At 68.8% G+C, this 16,758-nt stretch carries 16 protein-coding genes; 4 read left to right on the top strand and 12 right to left on the bottom strand.

The genetic code is table 11. The features are described from left to right. Nucleotides 1-10 precede the first annotated feature (10 nt). The 7 genes from P7A99_RS18675 to P7A99_RS18645 all read right to left on the bottom strand — a co-directional run bounded on the left by P7A99_RS18675 (nucleotide 11) and on the right by P7A99_RS18645 (nucleotide 5,215). Entirely contained in the window at nucleotides 11-376 is a 366-nt protein-coding gene (locus tag P7A99_RS18675) for a zf-TFIIB domain-containing protein (RefSeq protein ID WP_277795265.1), read from the bottom strand. 278 nt (nucleotides 377-654) lie between these two features. After that, the gene (gene rpsD / locus P7A99_RS18670) at nucleotides 655-1,272 is read right to left on the bottom strand and encodes a 30S ribosomal protein S4 (RefSeq protein WP_277795264.1); all 618 of its coding nucleotides are present in this window, start codon (nucleotides 1,270-1,272) and stop codon (nucleotides 655-657) included. 204 nt (nucleotides 1,273-1,476) lie between these two features. Continuing rightward, on the bottom strand, nucleotides 1,477-2,121 hold the full coding sequence (locus P7A99_RS18665) for a hypothetical protein (protein WP_277795263.1): 645 nt from the start codon (nucleotides 2,119-2,121) through the stop codon (nucleotides 1,477-1,479). Between the two features lie 60 nt (nucleotides 2,122-2,181). Further along, a complete protein-coding gene (locus tag P7A99_RS18660; protein WP_277795262.1) occupies nucleotides 2,182-2,574 on the bottom strand; it encodes a hypothetical protein in 393 nt (130 codons plus the stop codon). Between the two features lie 232 nt (nucleotides 2,575-2,806). Continuing rightward, nucleotides 2,807-3,082, bottom strand: coding sequence for a hypothetical protein (locus tag P7A99_RS18655; protein WP_277795261.1), 276 nt, complete (start codon nucleotides 3,080-3,082; stop codon nucleotides 2,807-2,809). 30 nt (nucleotides 3,083-3,112) lie between these two features. After that, nucleotides 3,113-3,946, bottom strand: coding sequence for an S-formylglutathione hydrolase (fghA, locus tag P7A99_RS18650; RefSeq protein ID WP_277795260.1), 834 nt, complete (start codon nucleotides 3,944-3,946; stop codon nucleotides 3,113-3,115). A 159-nt stretch (nucleotides 3,947-4,105) separates the two neighbouring features. After that, complete coding sequence (locus P7A99_RS18645; RefSeq protein WP_165256656.1) at nucleotides 4,106-5,215, bottom strand: S-(hydroxymethyl)glutathione dehydrogenase/class III alcohol dehydrogenase; 1,110 nt, start codon at nucleotides 5,213-5,215, stop codon at nucleotides 4,106-4,108. 114 nt (nucleotides 5,216-5,329) lie between these two features. Between P7A99_RS18645 and P7A99_RS18640 the strand changes: the two genes are divergently transcribed. Continuing rightward, nucleotides 5,330-6,199 carry a LysR family transcriptional regulator gene (locus tag P7A99_RS18640; RefSeq protein WP_277795259.1) on the top strand — a complete coding sequence of 290 codons (870 nt, stop codon included), beginning with the start codon at nucleotides 5,330-5,332 and terminating at the stop codon, nucleotides 6,197-6,199. 41 nt (nucleotides 6,200-6,240) lie between these two features. On the opposite strand, the gene P7A99_RS18635 is transcribed toward P7A99_RS18640, so the two are convergent. Beyond that, nucleotides 6,241-8,904, bottom strand: a complete 2,664-nt coding sequence (locus P7A99_RS18635) for a TonB-dependent receptor plug domain-containing protein (RefSeq protein ID WP_277795258.1) — start codon at nucleotides 8,902-8,904, stop codon at nucleotides 6,241-6,243. A 199-nt stretch (nucleotides 8,905-9,103) separates the two neighbouring features. Beyond that, nucleotides 9,104-9,907, bottom strand: coding sequence for an RNA methyltransferase (locus P7A99_RS18630; protein ID WP_277795257.1), 804 nt, complete (start codon nucleotides 9,905-9,907; stop codon nucleotides 9,104-9,106). A 96-nt stretch (nucleotides 9,908-10,003) separates the two neighbouring features. On the opposite strand from P7A99_RS18630, the gene P7A99_RS18625 reads away from it, so the two are divergent. After that, nucleotides 10,004-11,035, top strand: coding sequence for a serine hydrolase (locus P7A99_RS18625; protein WP_277795256.1), 1,032 nt, complete (start codon nucleotides 10,004-10,006; stop codon nucleotides 11,033-11,035). On the opposite strand, the gene P7A99_RS18620 is transcribed toward P7A99_RS18625, so the two are convergent. The 3 genes from P7A99_RS18620 to P7A99_RS18610 all read right to left on the bottom strand — a co-directional run bounded on the left by P7A99_RS18620 (nucleotide 10,992) and on the right by P7A99_RS18610 (nucleotide 14,317). Next, complete coding sequence (locus P7A99_RS18620) at nucleotides 10,992-11,300, bottom strand: hypothetical protein (RefSeq protein WP_277795255.1); 309 nt, start codon at nucleotides 11,298-11,300, stop codon at nucleotides 10,992-10,994. The genes P7A99_RS18625 and P7A99_RS18620 overlap by 44 nt on opposite strands. Before the next feature lie 70 nt (nucleotides 11,301-11,370). After that, a complete protein-coding gene (locus P7A99_RS18615) occupies nucleotides 11,371-11,691 on the bottom strand; it encodes a DMT family transporter (protein ID WP_277795254.1) in 321 nt (106 codons plus the stop codon). 112 nt (nucleotides 11,692-11,803) lie between these two features. Beyond that, on the bottom strand, nucleotides 11,804-14,317 hold the full coding sequence (locus tag P7A99_RS18610) for an ATP-binding protein (RefSeq protein WP_347276701.1): 2,514 nt from the start codon (nucleotides 14,315-14,317) through the stop codon (nucleotides 11,804-11,806). Nucleotides 14,318-14,547: 230 nt separating this feature from the next. On the opposite strand from P7A99_RS18610, the gene P7A99_RS18605 reads away from it, so the two are divergent. Both P7A99_RS18605 and P7A99_RS18600 read left to right on the top strand, forming a co-directional pair. Next, entirely contained in the window at nucleotides 14,548-15,762 is a 1,215-nt protein-coding gene (locus tag P7A99_RS18605) for an NADP-dependent isocitrate dehydrogenase (protein WP_277795253.1), read from the top strand. Between the two features lie 188 nt (nucleotides 15,763-15,950). Beyond that, a complete protein-coding gene (locus tag P7A99_RS18600; protein WP_277795252.1) occupies nucleotides 15,951-16,757 on the top strand; it encodes a hypothetical protein in 807 nt (268 codons plus the stop codon). Nucleotide 16,758: the final 1 nt, after the last annotated feature.

The raw sequence follows: 16,758 nt of genomic DNA, 5'->3' as shown, positions 1-16,758 counted from the left end.
GCGCGCAGGATCAGTCGAAGATGTCGAAGAGATCGAAGCGCTTCTTCTTGTGGTGGCCGTGGCGGCGATAGTCGTCGTCGCGGTCGTAGTGCTTGCGGTCGTCGTGACGCTTGTGCTCGTTGCGCCAGTTGTCGTCGTAACGTCGCGGCTCGGGCCGCTGCTCATAGGTGGGCTGCGGACGGCCGAACGGCGACGGGCCGGACGGCGGCGCCGCGGGCGCGCCTTGCGCGTCCTCGCGCTCCATGGCCATCAGCTTTTCAAGTTCGCCGCGATCGAGCCACACGCCCCGGCACTTGGGGCACATGTCGAACTCGACACCGGCGCGCTGCACGGCCTGCATCGAGCCGTCGCAGTTGGGGCACATCAGGAGAGGCATGGGTCGTTCGGGTCCCTGGTCCAAGAATGGAGACGGGGTTCCCGATGTCGGATCCGGCACGAGGGGGAGGGACACCCGGACCCAGACATCGAGAACACCCGATGCGGTCCGACATCACGCGCGTCTTTCAGAGGGGAGGTGAAGACGCTGCGCCAGAGGGGCCCGGCCCGCTCATTGGAGATAGGAGGAGCTTTGGGGGTTTCAAGCCGCTCCGACCAACAAAAAAGGCCCCGGATCGCTCCGGGGCCTTTTCCGATCTCTTGCGAGTTCGACGCGTCTTACGAAGCGTAGAATTCGACGACGAGGTTCGGTTCCATCTTCACCGGGTACGGAACTTCCGAGAGTTCCGGAGCGCGGACGAAGGTGGCCGACAGGCCCTTGGCGTCGACCGAGACGTACTCGGCGAAGTCACGCTCGTTCGAAGCGACGGCTTCGAGGACGAGAGCCATGTTGCGCGACTTTTCGCGGACCGCGATCACGTCGCCCGGCTTGCAGCGGTACGACGGGATGTTCACGCGCTTGCCGTTCACGGTCACGTGGCCGTGGTTCACGAACTGGCGGGCGGCGAACACGGTCGGCACGAACTTGGCGCGGTAGACGATGGCGTCCAGGCGCGACTCAAGCAGAGCGATCAGGTTCTCCGAGGTGTTGCCCTTGCGACGGGCGGCTTCCTCGTAGGTGCGAGCGAACTGCTTCTCGGTCAGGTTGCCGTAGTAGCCCTTCAGCTTTTGCTTGGCGCGCAGCTGCAGGCCGAAGTCCGAAACCTTCTGCTTGCGGCGTTGGCCGTGCTGGCCGGGGCCGTAGGACCGCTGGTTGACCGGCGACTTGGGCCGGCCCCAGAGGTTTTCGCCCATACGGCGGTCGATCTTGTACTTGGCGCTATGGCGCTTGGACATAGGTCACTCTTTATGTCGATCCGAGCCGGACCTCCGGAAGGAGGACGATCTCAACGGCGGCTTCGGGTCAATCCGTCATGAAGCTATCGCGCCGCGCGGCGAGCCGGCGGCGTGAAGGCGCGGTTTATGACGGAGGGGGGCCGGAGAGTCAACGGACGGTGCGGTTCGGGCCGGCCATGGGCTTGGTGTCAAACCTGGCCATGCTCACGTCCCTCGCTCTGAAGGCAAATCGGTCTGGCGGCGGCGAATGAGGGCAAGGCCATACCAGGCGACGACGCGGCCGACAGTCAACAGCAGGGCCAGCAGCACGGGCGCGACCCACCATGATCGATCGGCCGCGCGGAGGTAAGCGATGGGGTCGACCAACGTCGCCGGAGCGTCGCCGCGCGCCACGGCCAGGGTTTCGCCGGGGGCCAGGATGCGCTGATGATCGAGGGCGAACAGGGCGACGGCGGCGGCGAAGGCGACGATGATCCAGGCCCAGCGCGGACGCGCCCGGAAACTGAACCCGCCGGCCTTGGCCACGGCCAGGACAAGCGCGAGGACCACAAGGATCCGGTTCCAGCTCTCGCTGGCGGTGAGCCCGTCGGACACCAGACCCACGAGCAGGACGCAGCTGGCCCCCGTCGTAACGGCGCGCGGCGCCTCGTCGATCCAAGGCCTGCCTATGGGCGCGGCCGTCGCGACGCCGATGACGAACAGGCAGAACGGCGCGGCCGGGCTGGTCCAGTTCAGAAGCACCAGGGCCAAGGCCGACCAGACGACCGCCTCGAGCAGGCGGAGACACCTCACCCCCAAGGCCGGTGGCGGCTTTCCCAAGGACGGTTGCTGCGTCGCCGACGTCGTCATGCGGCCACCCTACAACCGGCGCGGGCGCGTCGCCAAGACGCGCCCGCCGCGTTCATGACCTCAAGCCCGCTGCAGCGGATTGCGCACCCGCACCTTGTCGGTGCGCTGCACGCCCATGGCGTCGAGGTCGAAGCGCAGCTCCCTGCCCTCCGGCACGAGGGCGCGGCACAGGTCGGGGCGCTCGCGGGTCAGGGTGACGGCGACGCCGCTATCGCGACGGTCGGCGGTGACCTTGAAGTCCTCGGCCTTGGTGCAGCCGTTCGACGACACCCGCGCCACCAGTTCGCCCTTCTCGAGCGCGACGCCGTACACCGGCTCCAGGGTGTCGGCGCCGTCGTTGATCTTCACCGAGACGTCGCGCTTGCCGCCGTCGTCGGCGTCGATGATGACGCAGGCCGAGGTCGACAGGCCCGCGGCGACCACCAGGGCCAGGACGGCCAGTTTCTTCTGCATGTTTGAGCACCCCTCAACGGCCGAACTTGGCCTTGAGCCAGGGGAGCGTTCGCCGGCTGAACCCGGGATGAATTACCGAAAGTTCACAACCGGGGCGCGTCGCCGATCGTCAGCGCCCGAAGCCCCGGTCAGACGCCGTCCAGCACCGTCGGCCGAGTAGGCGCCAGGGCGTCGCGCCGGCGCAGACCCGGCCGGCCCTGGGCCACGCGGATCGCCAAAATCCATTCGGACCCTAGCCGTTCAGTTGCAGCGGCGACCGATGCGCGCCACGCCGCCTTCGCCCCATTGCGAGCCACAGCCCATAGGCCAGCACGAACAGCAACGACGGAACCAGGGTCAAGGCGGCGGAGGCCAGGAAGACGGCCAATCGATAGGACTGTTCCTGGCCGCCAGGGTTCAGCGTCAAGAGCGCCGACCAGCCGATCCATGTGATGTTGACCGCGGCCAGGGTGCTCCACACCAGCCGAGCCCGCCGCTTCGGCTGCTCCTCGACCAGCGCGCCGATCAAGCCAGGGCCGACCTCTCCATACAGCGAAGGCTACAACCTTTCGGCGTGCCAGTCGATATGGTCGCCGATGAAGCTGGCGATGAAGAAGTAGCTGTGGTCGTAGCCCTCCTGGCGGCGAACCGTGACCTTCAGCCGGGCCTCGGCGCCGGCCTCTTCCAGCAGCTCGGGCTTGAGCTGGTTTTCGAGGAAGCTGTCGGCCAGGCCCTGGTCGACCAGGATCTCGTCGAAGCCCTGCCCATAGCCGTCCGCGATCAGGGCGCAGGCGTCGTGGGCCCGCCACTTGGCGCGATCGGCGCCGAGATAGGCGGTCAGGGCCTTGTCGCCCCACGGGCAGTTCAGCGGCGAGACGATCGGCGAAAACGCGCTGACCGACTTGAAGAGTTGCGGGTTGCGCAGGGCGATGGTCAGGGCGCCGTGACCGCCCATCGAGTGGCCGAAGATCCCACGCCGCGCCGGGTCCAGCGGGAAGGCGCCGTCGACGGCCTCCAGCAGGTCCCTGGTGACGTAGGAATACATCTTGAAGTGCGGCGCCCAGGGCTCTTCCGTGGCGTCGACATAGAAGCCCGCGCCCTGGCCAAGGTCATAGGCCGGATCATCGGCCACGCCTTCACCGCGCGGGCTGGTGTCGGGCGCGACGATGGCCACGCCGTGCCTGGCGGCCCAGGCATAGGCCCCGGCCTTGGTGGTGAAGTTGTCTTCCGTGCAGGTCAGGCCCGACAGCCAGACGAGATAGGGGAACGGCCCCTCACCGTCTGGCGTCCAGACACTGAACTTCATCGGCGTGCCGGTGCTGGCGCTGTCGTGCCGGCAGTAACGCAGGGTCCCGCCCTGGGTGCGGTGGGTGGCGAGGGTTTCGACGGTCATGGCGCGCGTCTCCCCCTTCCCCCTTGATGGGGGAAGGGTCGGGGATGGGGGTGAACTGCGGCTGCGGACGTCACCACGACCGCGCCAGATCCTGAAATGGTGGGGTCACCCCCACCCCTGCCCCTCCCCCATCGAGGGGGAGGGGTGGAGTTAGAAAGCCTAGAACGTCACCACGGTCCGGATGCTCTCGCCCTTGTGCATCAGGTCGAAGGCCTCGTTGATGCGTTCCAGCGGCAGGACGTGAGTGATCATCGGGTCGATCTGGATCTTACCGTCCATGTACCAGTCGACGATCTTGGGCGTGTCGGTGCGGCCGCGAGCGCCGCCGAAGGCCGTGCCCTTCCAGACCCGGCCGGTGACCAGCTGGAACGGACGGGTAGCGATCTCTTTCCCCGCCTCGGCCACGCCGATGATGATGCTTTCGCCCCAGCCGCGGTGGCAGGCTTCCAGAGCCGTGCGCATCACGCCGGTATTGCCGGTGGCGTCGAAGGTGTAGTCGGCGCCGCCGTCGGTCAGGGCCACCAGGTGCGCGACCAGATCGCCCGAGACGTCCTTGGGATTGACGAAGTGGGTCATGCCGAACTTGCGGCCCCATTCCTCGCGATCCGGGTTGATGTCGACGCCGACGATCATGTTGGCGCCGACCAGCTTCAGGCCCTGGATGACGTTCAGGCCGATGCCGCCCAGGCCGAAGACGATGGCGTTGGCGCCCGGCTCGACCTTGGCGGTGTTGGTCACCGCGCCGACGCCCGTCGTCACACCGCAGCCGCAGTAGCAGGCGGTCTTGAACGGGGCGTCCTTGCGGATGCGGGCCACGGCGATCTCGGGCAGCACGGTGTAGTTCGAGAAGGTCGAGCAGCCCATGTAGTGGTGGATGGTCTGGCCCTTGTAGGAGAAGCGGCTGGTGCCGTCCGGCATCAGGCCCTTTCCTTGCGTGGCGCGGATCGCCGTGCAGAGGTTGGTCTTGCCCGAAAGGCAGCTTTTGCACTGGCGGCATTCGGGCGTGTAGAGCGGGATCACGTGGTCGCCGACCGCCAGGCTGGTGACGCCCGGGCCGACCTCGACCACCACACCCGCGCCCTCGTGGCCCAGGATCGACGGGAACAGGCCTTCGCTGTCCAGGCCGTCCAGGGTGTAGGCGTCGGTGTGGCAGACGCCGGTGGCTTTGATCTCGATCAGGACCTCGCCGGCCTTGGGGCCTTCCAGGTCGACCTCGACGATCTCCAGCGGCTTCTTGGCTTCGAAAGCGACGGCGGCGCGGGTCTTCATGGCAGGCTCCGATGAGTTCTTGGCCATTGTGGTACGCCGATGCGCGGCCGGCGATAATCCCCCACAAGGCAAAACATTGTTGCCACACAGGGACAATGAGCGCACGACCGCGCCATGAGCCGCTGGGACGGGATCGACGAGTTCGTGGCGACGGCCGAGGCCGAAAGCTTCTCGCAGGCCGCGCGGCGGCTGGGCCTGTCGACGTCAGGCGTCAGCCGCGAGGTGGCCAGGCTGGAGGAGCGACTACAGACCCGCCTGCTCTATCGCACCACGCGCCGGGTCAGCCTGACCGACGCCGGCCGGGCGTTCCTGGCCCGCTGCCGCGACCTGATCCACGATCGCGACGAGGCCCTGGCCGCGGTCGGCGAGGAGGACGGCGAGGTCAAGGGCCTGCTGCGTATGACCTGCTCATCGGCCTATGGCGAGCGCTACGTCGTGCCGGCGGTCAACGCCTTCGCCCTGGCCCACCCCAAGCTGTCGCTGCACATCGAGCTGGACGACACCGTGCGCGACATCGTCAGCGAGGGCTTCGATCTCGCCATCCGCTTCGGCCGCCTGACCGACAGCCGCCTGATCGCCAAGCGCCTGGCCTCGCGCACACGTCGCCTTTGCGCCTCGCCCGACTACCTGGCGCGGGCCGGAACCCCGACCACCATCGCCGACCTCGATACCCACGCCGGCGTGCTGGGCGCGGCCGACACCTGGCCGTTTCGGGAGGGCGAGCGCGAGATCGCCTTCAAGCCCCAGGGCCGCTTTCGCTGCAACAGCGGCCAGGCGGTGCTGGACGCGACCCTGCAAGGGCTGGGGATCTGCCAGTTGCCCAATTTCTATGTCGACCCGGCCATCGCCGACGGCCGGCTGGTTCCGCTGCTGGAGCACGCCAATCCCGCCGACGAGGGCGTCTGGGCCGTCTATCCGCACCTGCGCCTGCTGCCGGCCAAGGTGCGGCTGCTGGTGGAGCATCTGGAAGGCAGCCTCGGATAGCCCCCTTCCCCCTTTGATGGGGGAAGGGTCTCCAGTTTCAACTACAGCAGCTTGCGCAGGCTCAGGCGCACGGTCCGCCCCATGGCGTCCATGTAGTCCTCCTGATAGGCCTGCGGCGTGCGGCCCTGGTCGTCGCGGACCTGCTGCTTCTCGTCGAACAGGTTGTCGACCGCCAGCGTCACCCGCGACCCCTTCAGCCAGTCGTAGCGCTGCACCAGGTCCTTGCGCTGTCCCAGGTCGGCGAAGCCCGACAGGCTGACGGTCGGGATGTCGGCGAAGAACAGGTCATCGCCGCGCGGGCCGCCGTCGACCCAGGTGGCCGAGCGCCAGGCGCTGCGCAGGCCGCAGCCCAGGCCGTCCTTGGCGAGATTGGCCTGCAGGTTGACCTCGTGGCGCGGCGTGCCGCCCCGGCGGCCCAGCGACGCTCCGTCCAGAAGGTCGAGCGGGGTCATGCCGTCGCGGATCACCACCTCGTCCTGCAGCCGCCAAAGGTGGTTCAGCGAGACGTTCAGGAAGCCCTGACCCGGCTGACCGCCGGGGCGCATCATGAAGCCCGGGCCGCCCGCTTGCCCGCCCCCGCCCGGCCTGCCGCCAGGCGCCGCGGGCGGCGGACCGCCCCAGCGCAGGTTGTAGTTCAGGCCCCAGCGCAGTTCCTGGCGGTCGGCGTGGGCGAAGTTCACCGGCCGGGTGTCGACCGAGGTGAGGCGGCCCGTGGCGTCGCGCACGAAACGGCTCGGGAAGGCCGCCTCCAGTTCCGGCGACACGGCCGGGAAGCTGGCGATCTGATCCTCGACGCGGCTGGCCGTGTAGTTGCCCCACAGGGACAGCTCGCGCTTCTCGAACGGACGGTAGTTGAAGCCCAGCTTCACCACCTGCCGGCTGTCGGCGCCCAGATTGGGGTTGCCGCCCTCGATGCGGGTGACGTTGACCGTCTGGTTGGTGGCGAAGTCGTACATCGCCACATTGGGCGTCAGCAGTACGGGGTCATTGACCTGCTGGGGCGAAGGTTCGCCCTCCTCGGTGCTGTAGTTCAGCGACAGGTTCATCCGCTTGACCGGCGACCACGACAGGCCGCCGCCGGCGGTCATCAGGCCGCCGATGTCGGAGAACTGCTCGTAGAGCAGGTTGCCGTTCACCGACACGCCGCCCAGGAAGCCCAGCACGCCGTCGCGCTCGGCGAGGGGCGCATCGGCGCTGGCCGACAGCGTGCCCCTGTCGCGCGTCAGGGTGCGGCGGGTGAAGACGCCGGAGCGGACACTCTCGGCCTCGACCTTGCGGCTGTCGACCCCGCCCTTGACCGTGGCGCGCAGGCGCCCCGCCGGCAGCTGCGCCACCGTGCCGTTCATGGTCAGCTCGGCCTTGGCGTTCGTGGTGATCGAGTCAGCGGTGTCCTGGGCGGCGTAGCGCAGCAGGCCGGTCGGGATCGGGCCGAACGGATCGACCTGCGGATCGCTGGCCGCCACGGCCGCGCGATAAGCCGCGGTGTCCAGGCCCCGACCGGTGCGGTTGGCTGTATCGGTCAGGTCGTAGTTGCCGGCGAAGGTCCAGCGCCAGCCGGCCATCATGCCCAGCGCGGTCATGCCGGCCTCGAACTTGTCGGTGTCGGTCTTGCGGCGCAGACCGTCGGGCACGTCGAGATAGCGATAGAGGGCGACGTCCCGCGCGAACGGCGAATAGGGGCTGTCGGCCTTCAGGGCCAGGCTGACGCCGGTCAGGCCGTTGAAGCTGACCCGGCTCGTGCTCTCGACATTGCCACTGAACGTCGTGGTCACATTGCCCAGCGCGCCGAGCACCAGATTGCGGGTGTATGAGCCCTGGACAGCCCCCTCCTCGCCCCGCGCCAGCAGGGTGCGCGAGGCGGTCAGGTCGTCGGTGGCCGCCCGACCGGCCCCGGCCACGAAGTCGGCCAGGCTGGGGGCCCCGCCCGCAAACGACGCCGGCACGGACGCCACCGTCACCACCGAGCCGGCCAGGGCCGACAGGGCCGGATCGAGCTCGGGCCCGGTCGCCGTGCCGATATTGCCCTGGATGTCGTAGGGGGTGCTGCTGGTGCGGACGATGTCGCGCTCGGCCTCGTACAGCGGCGTTTCGCGGCGATAGCGGACATTGACGGTCCAGCGGGCGTCGGCGTCGACCTTGAACAGGTTGCCCTTCTGCTCGTTGAAGGTGCGGCCGCCTTCGGTGGCGAAGCGGAACTCGTCCTCCAGGTTCAGAGAGCGGAAGTCCTTCTTCAGGATCAGGTTCACCACGCGCTGGTCGGCGCGGTAGCCATAGGCCAGGGCGGCTTCCTCGCGCAGGATGTCCATCCGCTGGACGGCTTCGGGCGGCAGGCCGGCGATCTCCTGGAAGCCCGAGATGCGCTGGCCGTTGACCAGGGTCACCGGCCCCTCGCCGCCCCGCCCGCGCGAGCTGACGGTCAGGGGCTCCAGCATGGTCATCAGTTCGGCAACGCTGCCCGCGCCATAGGCCTTGATAGCCGCCTCGTCGAGCGAGACCTCCGGCTCGACGGGGCTATCGGTCTTTCCGCGGGGCGCCGACTGCACGGTCACGCCCTCGACGATGGCGTCCTCGGCCTCGATGACGGGCATGGTCGCGGGCTTGGTCTCCGGCGCCTTGACGTCCGGAACCTTGATCTCGGGGGGCCTGGTTTCCGACGGCGGCGCCGTCCCGACGGCCACGGTCGCGACCATACCCTGCAGAAGCACGCCACTCAGCGCCATCGCCATGCCCCCTACCCTAAGCCCCCGGCGTTCAACCGCCGCCTATCCCACAACCTGAACCTTGGTTGCAGATTTTGGCTGGATAGCGGCGTTTTCGCCAGGGCGGAAATTAAAGCGCCGTAAGGTGGGAAACCGGTTACTGCGGCGAAACGAGGCTGCGCCTTCCGCAAGGGAAGGGCGAGACTCAGTCCTCGCCCTTGTCCACCGCCTTCTGGGCCAGCTTGGCCAGCACCCGGCCACGTCCCTTCGACAGGGCGGTGATCACGCCGCGGAAGGTGCGCACCTCCTGATCGGTCAGGCGGGCGCGGGCCAGCGGGACGCGCAGGTTGCGCACCATAGACGGCCTCTTCTCGGGCGGATGATAGAAGCCGGCCTTGTCGAGCTCTGCTTCCAGGTGTTCGTAGAGGCCCATCATCGCGGCCTGGTCGGCCGGCCCCTCGACGTTCAGCTCGAACTTCTTCCAGGGGCGGTCATCGACCGTCATCTTCCATTCGTAGGCGTTGATCGACACGGCCTGGGCCAGGTTCAGCGACCGGAAGCGCTCGTCGATCGGGATCGAGACGATGGCCTGGCACAGGGCGATGTCGTCGGTCTCCAGGCCGGCGCGCTCGCCGCCGAACAACAGGCCGACCTTGCGCCCCTGCTCGACTTCTTCCGCCAGATAGGCGGCGGACTCGCGCGGGGTGTAGACCGGCAGGCGCGTCTCGCGCGGGCGGGCCGTGGTGGCGTAGACCAGGTGCAGGTCGGCGATCGCCTCGGCCAGGGTATCGAACACCTTGGCGTCGTCCAGCGGCCAGCTGGCGCCCGAGGCGCTGGCCCAGGCCCGCTCTTGCGGCCAGCCGTCGCGCGGATTGACCAGCCGCAGCTCGTAGAGGCCGAAATTGGCCATGACCCGGGCGACCGAGCCGATGTTCTCGGCCAATTGCGGGGCGTTGAGGATCACGCAGGGGGGCGTGCGGACGATTTCAGAAGGCGTGTCGGCGGTCATGGGCGTCCCTTTGCCGTCGAGCCACACTTTGACGCAAGTCCGAACCGTCGTCTGGCGCGTTTAGCCTCCGCTCACGCTTGGAGGCTTTCGAACCCGATGCATCGCCGCGCCCTGCTCGCCGCCCTCGCTGTTCCCGCCCTGCCGACGGCGCTGGCGGCGTGCCGCGAGCCGGCCAGGGCCCGCCGGGAACAGGCCCTCTTCGACCACCAGGCCTTGACCCTTGCCCTGACCGCCGTCGCCGAACGCGCGCGGCCGGGCGACCTGGGCGTGGCCGTGCAGGACCTGACCACCGCCCAGCGGGCGGCCGTGGCCGGCGATCACCTGTTTCCGCTGGCGGGCGTCTGGACGGCCCCGCTGGCCTCCGCGGTGCTGGCCGAGGTCGACGCCAAGGCCCTGTCTCTCACTGACACGATAGAGGTCGAGGACGTCGACCTGTCGCCGCCCCCCGGCGGCGTGGCCGACGCCTGGCCGGGGCGCCGACGCTGGACGGTGGAGGAACTCCTGAAACGCGCGGTGGCCGGCGGCGACAACACCGCCGCCGACGTGCTGATGAAGCGGATCGGCGGTCCCGGCGCGGTCACCGCCTGGCTGGACCTGAAAAAGGTCGAGAACCTGCGGGTCGACCGCTACGCCCGCCAGCTGCTGCCCGAGCAGACGGGTACGGCCTCGTTCCGGGCCGAGTGGCGAGGCCAGGCGTGGCGCAAGGCCGTGCTGGCCACGCCCGAGGCGACCCGACGCGCAGCTCAGCGGCGCTATCTGGCCGACCCGCGCGACAGCACCACGCCGCTGGCCGCCCTTCGTTTCCTCGAAGCCTTGAACCAGGGCGAACTGACCGGTCAGGACGACCGCCGACGACTGCTGCGGATCATGGAAGCGGCGGCCGGCGATCGCCTGCGCCCAGCCCTGCCGGCCGGCGCGCGTCTGGCGGCGGTGATCTCGGCCACGCCCTGGGACCTTGGCCTGACGGCGGCCGACAACACCCTGGCCATGATCCGCCTGAAGGACGGCCGCCGGTTCGCCGTGGCCATCTTCCTGAAAGCCTCGCCGCTGGAGGAAGCCGACCGCGACGCCCTGATGCTCGACGTCATGCGGACGGTGATGCAGGCGGCGGAGCAGGCGGGTCGCTAGCGCCGCGCTCGATCTTCGCGGGCGATCCGGCGTCGATGTCGAACGCCCAGCGGACATGTCGTGCGAAGTCCAGCGCCCGTCCGGGCAGGCGACGAACGAGCGGCCACAGCAAACGCCCGACCAGCAGGAAGCCCGCCAGGTACTGGATCGCCAAGCCGAAGAAGAACAGCGCTGCGGAAAGCAGCTCAAGGCCCGCTGGGACGGTGACGACCGTCGAAGCAATGCCGACGCCCATCAGCGTCAAGCCGACCATCTGCAGTTTCATGCCGCCCCCCGAAGCTCCGCGCCTTCCATCTGCACGCAGCCGCGGCTGGATGGAAGGCGCAGCTTCGAACTCAGTGCGACGACGACAGCTTCATCAGCACCAGGCCGCTGACGATCAGCACGGCGGCGATCACGCGGGTGATGCTCAGTTGCTCGCCCAGCACCGCCACGCCGACCACGAAGGCCCCGACCGCGCCGATGCCGGTCCAGATGGTGTAGGCCGTGCCCAGCGGCAGCGACTTCATCGACAGCGACAGCAGGCCGAAGCTGGCGAACATGAAGATGATCGTGGCGATGCTGGGCCAAGGCTTCGAGAAGCCTTCCGAGGCCTTCATGAAGAAGGCCCAGACCACTTCCAGCAGACCAGCGATGATGAGGAAAATCCAAGCCATGACGGCGTCCCCTTGCAAGAACGCCGGGCCGTCCCGGACTTAAACCCGCCTGCGACGACGGTGGAGGACGTGGCCTCGCTCGGTTGTGGGCGGGGAGATAGTCCCGAACCGCTCAGCCTTCAAGCCTCGAGGCGACCTCGCGGGCGGCGGCGCGATGCCGCGCCGAGGCCAGGGCCTGGACCAGCAGGCCCGGATTGAGCGGCTTGGCCACGTGCAGGTCGGCCCCGGCTGCGTGGGCGGCGGCGATGTGCTCGTCCATGGCGTTGGCGGTCAGCATGATCACCAGGATCGGGTCGGCGTCGGCGGCCGCCTCGCGGGCGCGCAGCTCCCGGGTGGCGGTCAGTCCGTCCATCACCGGCATCTGCATGTCCATCAGCACCGCGTCGAACGGCTGGCCCTCCAGCGCCCTGAGCGCCGCCTCGCCGTCCTCGACCATGGTCAGGTCGACGCCGAACGGCTCCAGCACGATCTCGACGACCTTGCGGTTTCCCGGATGATCCTCGGCGACAAGCACCCGCATGCCCTCCAGCGACACCGGCCCCTCGTCGTCCTCGTGGTCGTGATCCAGGCTTTCGGTCGAGGGCTGCAACGGAAGGTCGACGACGAAGGTCGCGCCCCGCCCCACCACCGCCCGCGCGTCGATCGAGCCGCCCATCATCTCGGCAAGGGCCGCACAGATCGAAAGCCCCAGACCCGTGCCGCCGAACTGGCGGGTGATCGACTGGTCGGCCTGAACGAAGCGCTTGAACAACCGCTCGCGCACCGCGTCGTCGAAGCCCACCCCGGTGTCGCTGACGCTGAAGCGGATCAGTTCGCCCACCTTCTCGACCGACAGGTCGACGCCGCCGACGCTGGTGAACTTCACCGCGTTGCCCAGCAGGTTGGACAGGATTTGGCTGATGCGGCCCGCGTCGCCGTCGTAGCGGCCGGCGACGTCCGCCGCGACCGACCACGAGAAGGCCAGGCCCTTGGCCTCGGCCGAGGCGCGGTGCAGCTCGGCCATGCCGGCCACCAGCCCCTCCAGGTCGAAAGGCGCGAAGGTCAGCTGGAATTCGCCGGCCTCGATCTTGGAGACGTCGAGAATATCGCCCAGCACCTGTTCCAGCAGGCGGCCCGACGAGGCGACCAGGGCGGCCAGTTCGCGCCGGCGGGCCGGATCGGCCTCTTCGGCCAGACGGTCGCCGACGGCGATCACCCCGTTCAGCGGCGTACGCAGTTCATGGCTCATATTGGCCAGGAAGACCGACTTAGCCTGGTTGGCCTTCTCCAGCTCGCGGGTGCGCTCGGCGACCCTCACCTCCAGCGAGCGCAGCAGGTCCTCGTGCACTTCGCGCTGCTTGCGCAGGGCGCGGGCCAGGGCGCCGATCTCGTCGCCGCGGGCCTCGATACGGGCGGCGGCGGCGCCGTCGTCGTCGTGATGCGCCTCGGCCAGGCGCTGCAGCGGCGCGACCACCTCGCGGGCCATCAGGCGGTAGAGCAGAAGCAGCTGGGCCAGCACCCCGATCACGCCGAACAGCAACACCCAGGAGGCTGTCTTGACCGCGTTCCAGACGATCTGGTCCGAACGGAAGGTCATCAGAAAATACCAGTCGGGCTCCTTCATCCGGCCATAGGCCACTACCCGGTCCCGGTCGCGCAGGGCGCCGACGTCGCCGCCATGCTCTCGGATCCGGGAGACCAGATCCGACACCCGCTCGCTCGACTGCACCTTGGCCACCTGGGCGGCGTCCACCGCCCCGTCACGGGCCAGCCCCGGCGCGGCGATCAGGTCGCCGTCGGCCGAGACGATCATGTTGGTCCCGCCCGGCAGGGCGTCGGCCACGGCCCGCAGCAGGAAGGAGTCCAGCGACAGGCTGGTGCCCCAGGCCCCGACGTGGCGCTCGCCCAGGTCGAAGGGCGTGACGCAGGCCGCGTTCAGGCCGCGATCGGTGGGGTTGGAGATCACCTTGCGCAGCTTGGTGCACTTCATCACCCGCTGCGGGTTGTTGGCCGGCAGGGTGATCTGGTTGATCTCCTCCTTGCCGAGGTCGAAGCCCGGCGGGGCCTTGCTGCGATAGTAGATCAGCCGGTCCTTCCGCCTGGGACCGAACATCACCAGTTGGGTCCGCGGCGTGAAGAAGTAGAAGTTGTCGTAGTGGCCGATCTCGGTCTCGCCGGCGTTGGCCACCACTTCCATGGCTCCGACCAGCAGCGCCTTGTCCTCGCGCGTCAGCTCGCGGGCGTTGGGCACGAAGCCGCCGATGCCGTAGACATAGTGATTGCCCATGCGGCCGCCGTCATAGAGGCGCGGCGCGGTGCGGCGGGTGCCGTCGCCGAACTCGGGAAACAGCTGGTCGAACTGCTGGTCGATGTCGGGCTCGATCTCGCGCAGCCGCCGCATCAGGGCCAGGCTGGCGGCGTCGTGCACCTTGACCAGATCCGAGAATAGTCGGTCCTCGGTCTTCACCCGCTCGCCGACATACTCGGCCAGATGCCGCATCTGGGTCTCGGCGGCGCTCTTCTGCACGAAATAGAAGGTCACGGCCGTGACCAGACCGGTCACCGCGATCGACAGAAGGGCGGCGAAGGCCAGCAGCCGGCGCGCCAATGGCGACATCACGTCGGTATGGCGCCACAGACCGCTCAAGACGCTCCCCACTCTCGCCCCCACATGGGACGTCCGGCACTACCACAACCCATTAGGGCGCTGCGGCGCCCATGTCGCCTGCGGTGGAATGCCGCGCTCGACCAGCGGACGCCGCACCGCGCAGCCTTTCCCCCACGGCCGCAACAGTCTATAGGGCTCGCCGTCCGCGCCACGTTCCGGCCCTGTGCGCCGAGCGTCAGAGCGCGCCACCGCGAGAGGAAGACCCCGCAATGGCCAAGATCAAAGTCGCCAATCCCGTCGTCGACATGGACGGCGACGAAATGACCCGGATCATCTGGAAGCTCATCAAGGATAAGCTGATCTTCCCGTATCTGGACCTGGAACTGGACTACTACGACCTGTCGGTCGAGAACCGCGACGCCACCAACGACCAGGTGACGATCGACGCCGCCGAGGCCACCAAGAAGCACGGCGTGGCCGTCAAGTGCGCCACCATCACGCCGGACGAAGCCCGCGTCGAGGAATTCGGCCTGAAGAAGATGTGGAAGTCGCCGAACGGCACGATCCGCAACATCCTGGGCGGCGTGATCTTCCGCGAACCGATCATCTGCCAGAACGTGCCGCGCCTGGTGCCGGGCTGGACCCAGCCGATCATCGTCGGCCGTCACGCCTTCGGCGACCAGTACCGCGCCACCGACTTCAAGATGCCGGGCAAGGGCACCCTGTCGATCAAGTTCGTCGGTGAAGACGGCGAAGTCATCGAGCACGAAGTCTACAAGGCTCCGGGCGCCGGCGTGGCCATGGCCATGTACAACCTCGACGACTCGATCCGCGAGTTCGCCCACGCCTCGTTCGCCTACGGCCTGAACCGCAAGTACCCGGTCTACCTGTCGACCAAGAACACGATCCTCAAGGCCTATGACGGCCGCTTCAAGGACCTGTTCCAAGAGGTCTACGACGAGCACTACGCCGAGCAGTTCAAGGCCCTGGGCATCCACTACGAGCACCGCCTGATCGACGACATGGTCGCCTCGGCGCTGAAGTGGTCGGGCGGCTATGTCTGGGCCTGCAAGAACTACGACGGCGACGTGCAGTCGGACATCGTGGCTCAAGGCTTCGGGTCGCTCGGCCTGATGACCTCGGTGCTGATGACGCCGGACGGCAAGACCGTGGAAGCCGAAGCCGCCCACGGCACGGTGACCCGTCACTACCGCCAGCACCAGAAGGGCGAGTCGACCTCGACCAACTCGATCGCCTCGATCTTCGCCTGGACCCGTGGCCTGGCCCACCGCGCCAAGCTCGACGACAACCAGGAACTGGCCAAGTTCGCCGCCACCCTGGAAAAGGTCTGCATCGACACCGTCGAAAGCGGCTTCATGACCAAGGACCTGGCCCTGCTCGTCGGCGACAAGCAAGGCTGGCTGACCACCGAAGGCTTCCTCGACAAGATCGACGAGAACCTGCAGAAGGCCATGGCCGCCTAAGCGGTCCGGACTTCCGGTAAGGACGAAGGCCCTCCCTCGCGGGAGGGCCTTTTTCTTTGCGACATTGGCGAACACTGGCGGCGTTAAGCGACATGTCCGCATCTGGGCGATCCCCGCCACGATCCTGACGCGCCGCCTCTCCATCCTGAACGATGCGTCGGCGTCCCGGCGCTCTTCATGAACGCCCGATGCCACGACCACTGATCGACCCGCCCTCCCGCCGCGGCGCCTCGCGCGCGACGAAGCTGGCGGCCGGCCTGTTCAGCGTCGGGGCCCATGTGGCCGTGCTCGCGGCCGTGATGCTGTCCCAGGGCGAGCCGCGTCCGCCCGAGCCCGAACCGTTCGCGGTCGATCTCGTCCAGCCGCCACCCCCGCCTCCCCCGCCCCCGGAACCCAAGCCGCCCGCGCCGGAGCCCAAGCCCGACTCCAAGCCGGCGCGGCCGCCCTCGCCCGCGCCGCCCAAGCCTGACCCCAAGCCGCCCAAGCAGACCGCCCGGCCAGCCGTGCGCCCGCCCGACGTCGAGCCCCTGCCCGCCACGCCCGCCGACACCACGATGCTGGCGGCCGAACTGGGCGAGGCCGAGCTGGCCGGGGCCACCACGGTCGGCACGGGATCGGGGAACGGCTCCGGCGACGGCGCCAGTTGCGACATGGTCCGCCGCCTCCAGGCGGCCCTGCGCCGCAATCCCCGCGTCCGCTCGGCCCTAGCCGCCGCCCATGGCGAGGCCGCGGCCTCGGGCAAGGCGGTTCTGGTCTGGAACGGCAAGTGGCTGCAGAGCCCTGGCCAGGTCGGGCGAGGCCTGGCGGGCGTTCGCGAGGCGATCATCATGGAGGTCGGCTTCGCGCCGGCCGCCTGCCGGGCCGACACCATGCGCGGGCTCGTCGTCGTCAGCCTCGCGGACGGCCCCGGGGCCCCGCGCCTGGCCCTGGGCGATGCTTCCTGGCGCTGGTCGGACCTGCTGTTCGCGCCGGGCACGCGGCGACGCGGCGCCTGAT

It is taken from the genome of Caulobacter endophyticus (assembly GCF_029543245.1).
In the GTDB taxonomy this organism is placed as follows: Bacteria; Pseudomonadota; Alphaproteobacteria; order Caulobacterales; family Caulobacteraceae; genus Caulobacter; species Caulobacter endophyticus_A.
The sequence above is the reverse complement of the archived record's forward strand: the minus strand, read 5'-3'. Positions and strand labels throughout refer to the sequence as shown.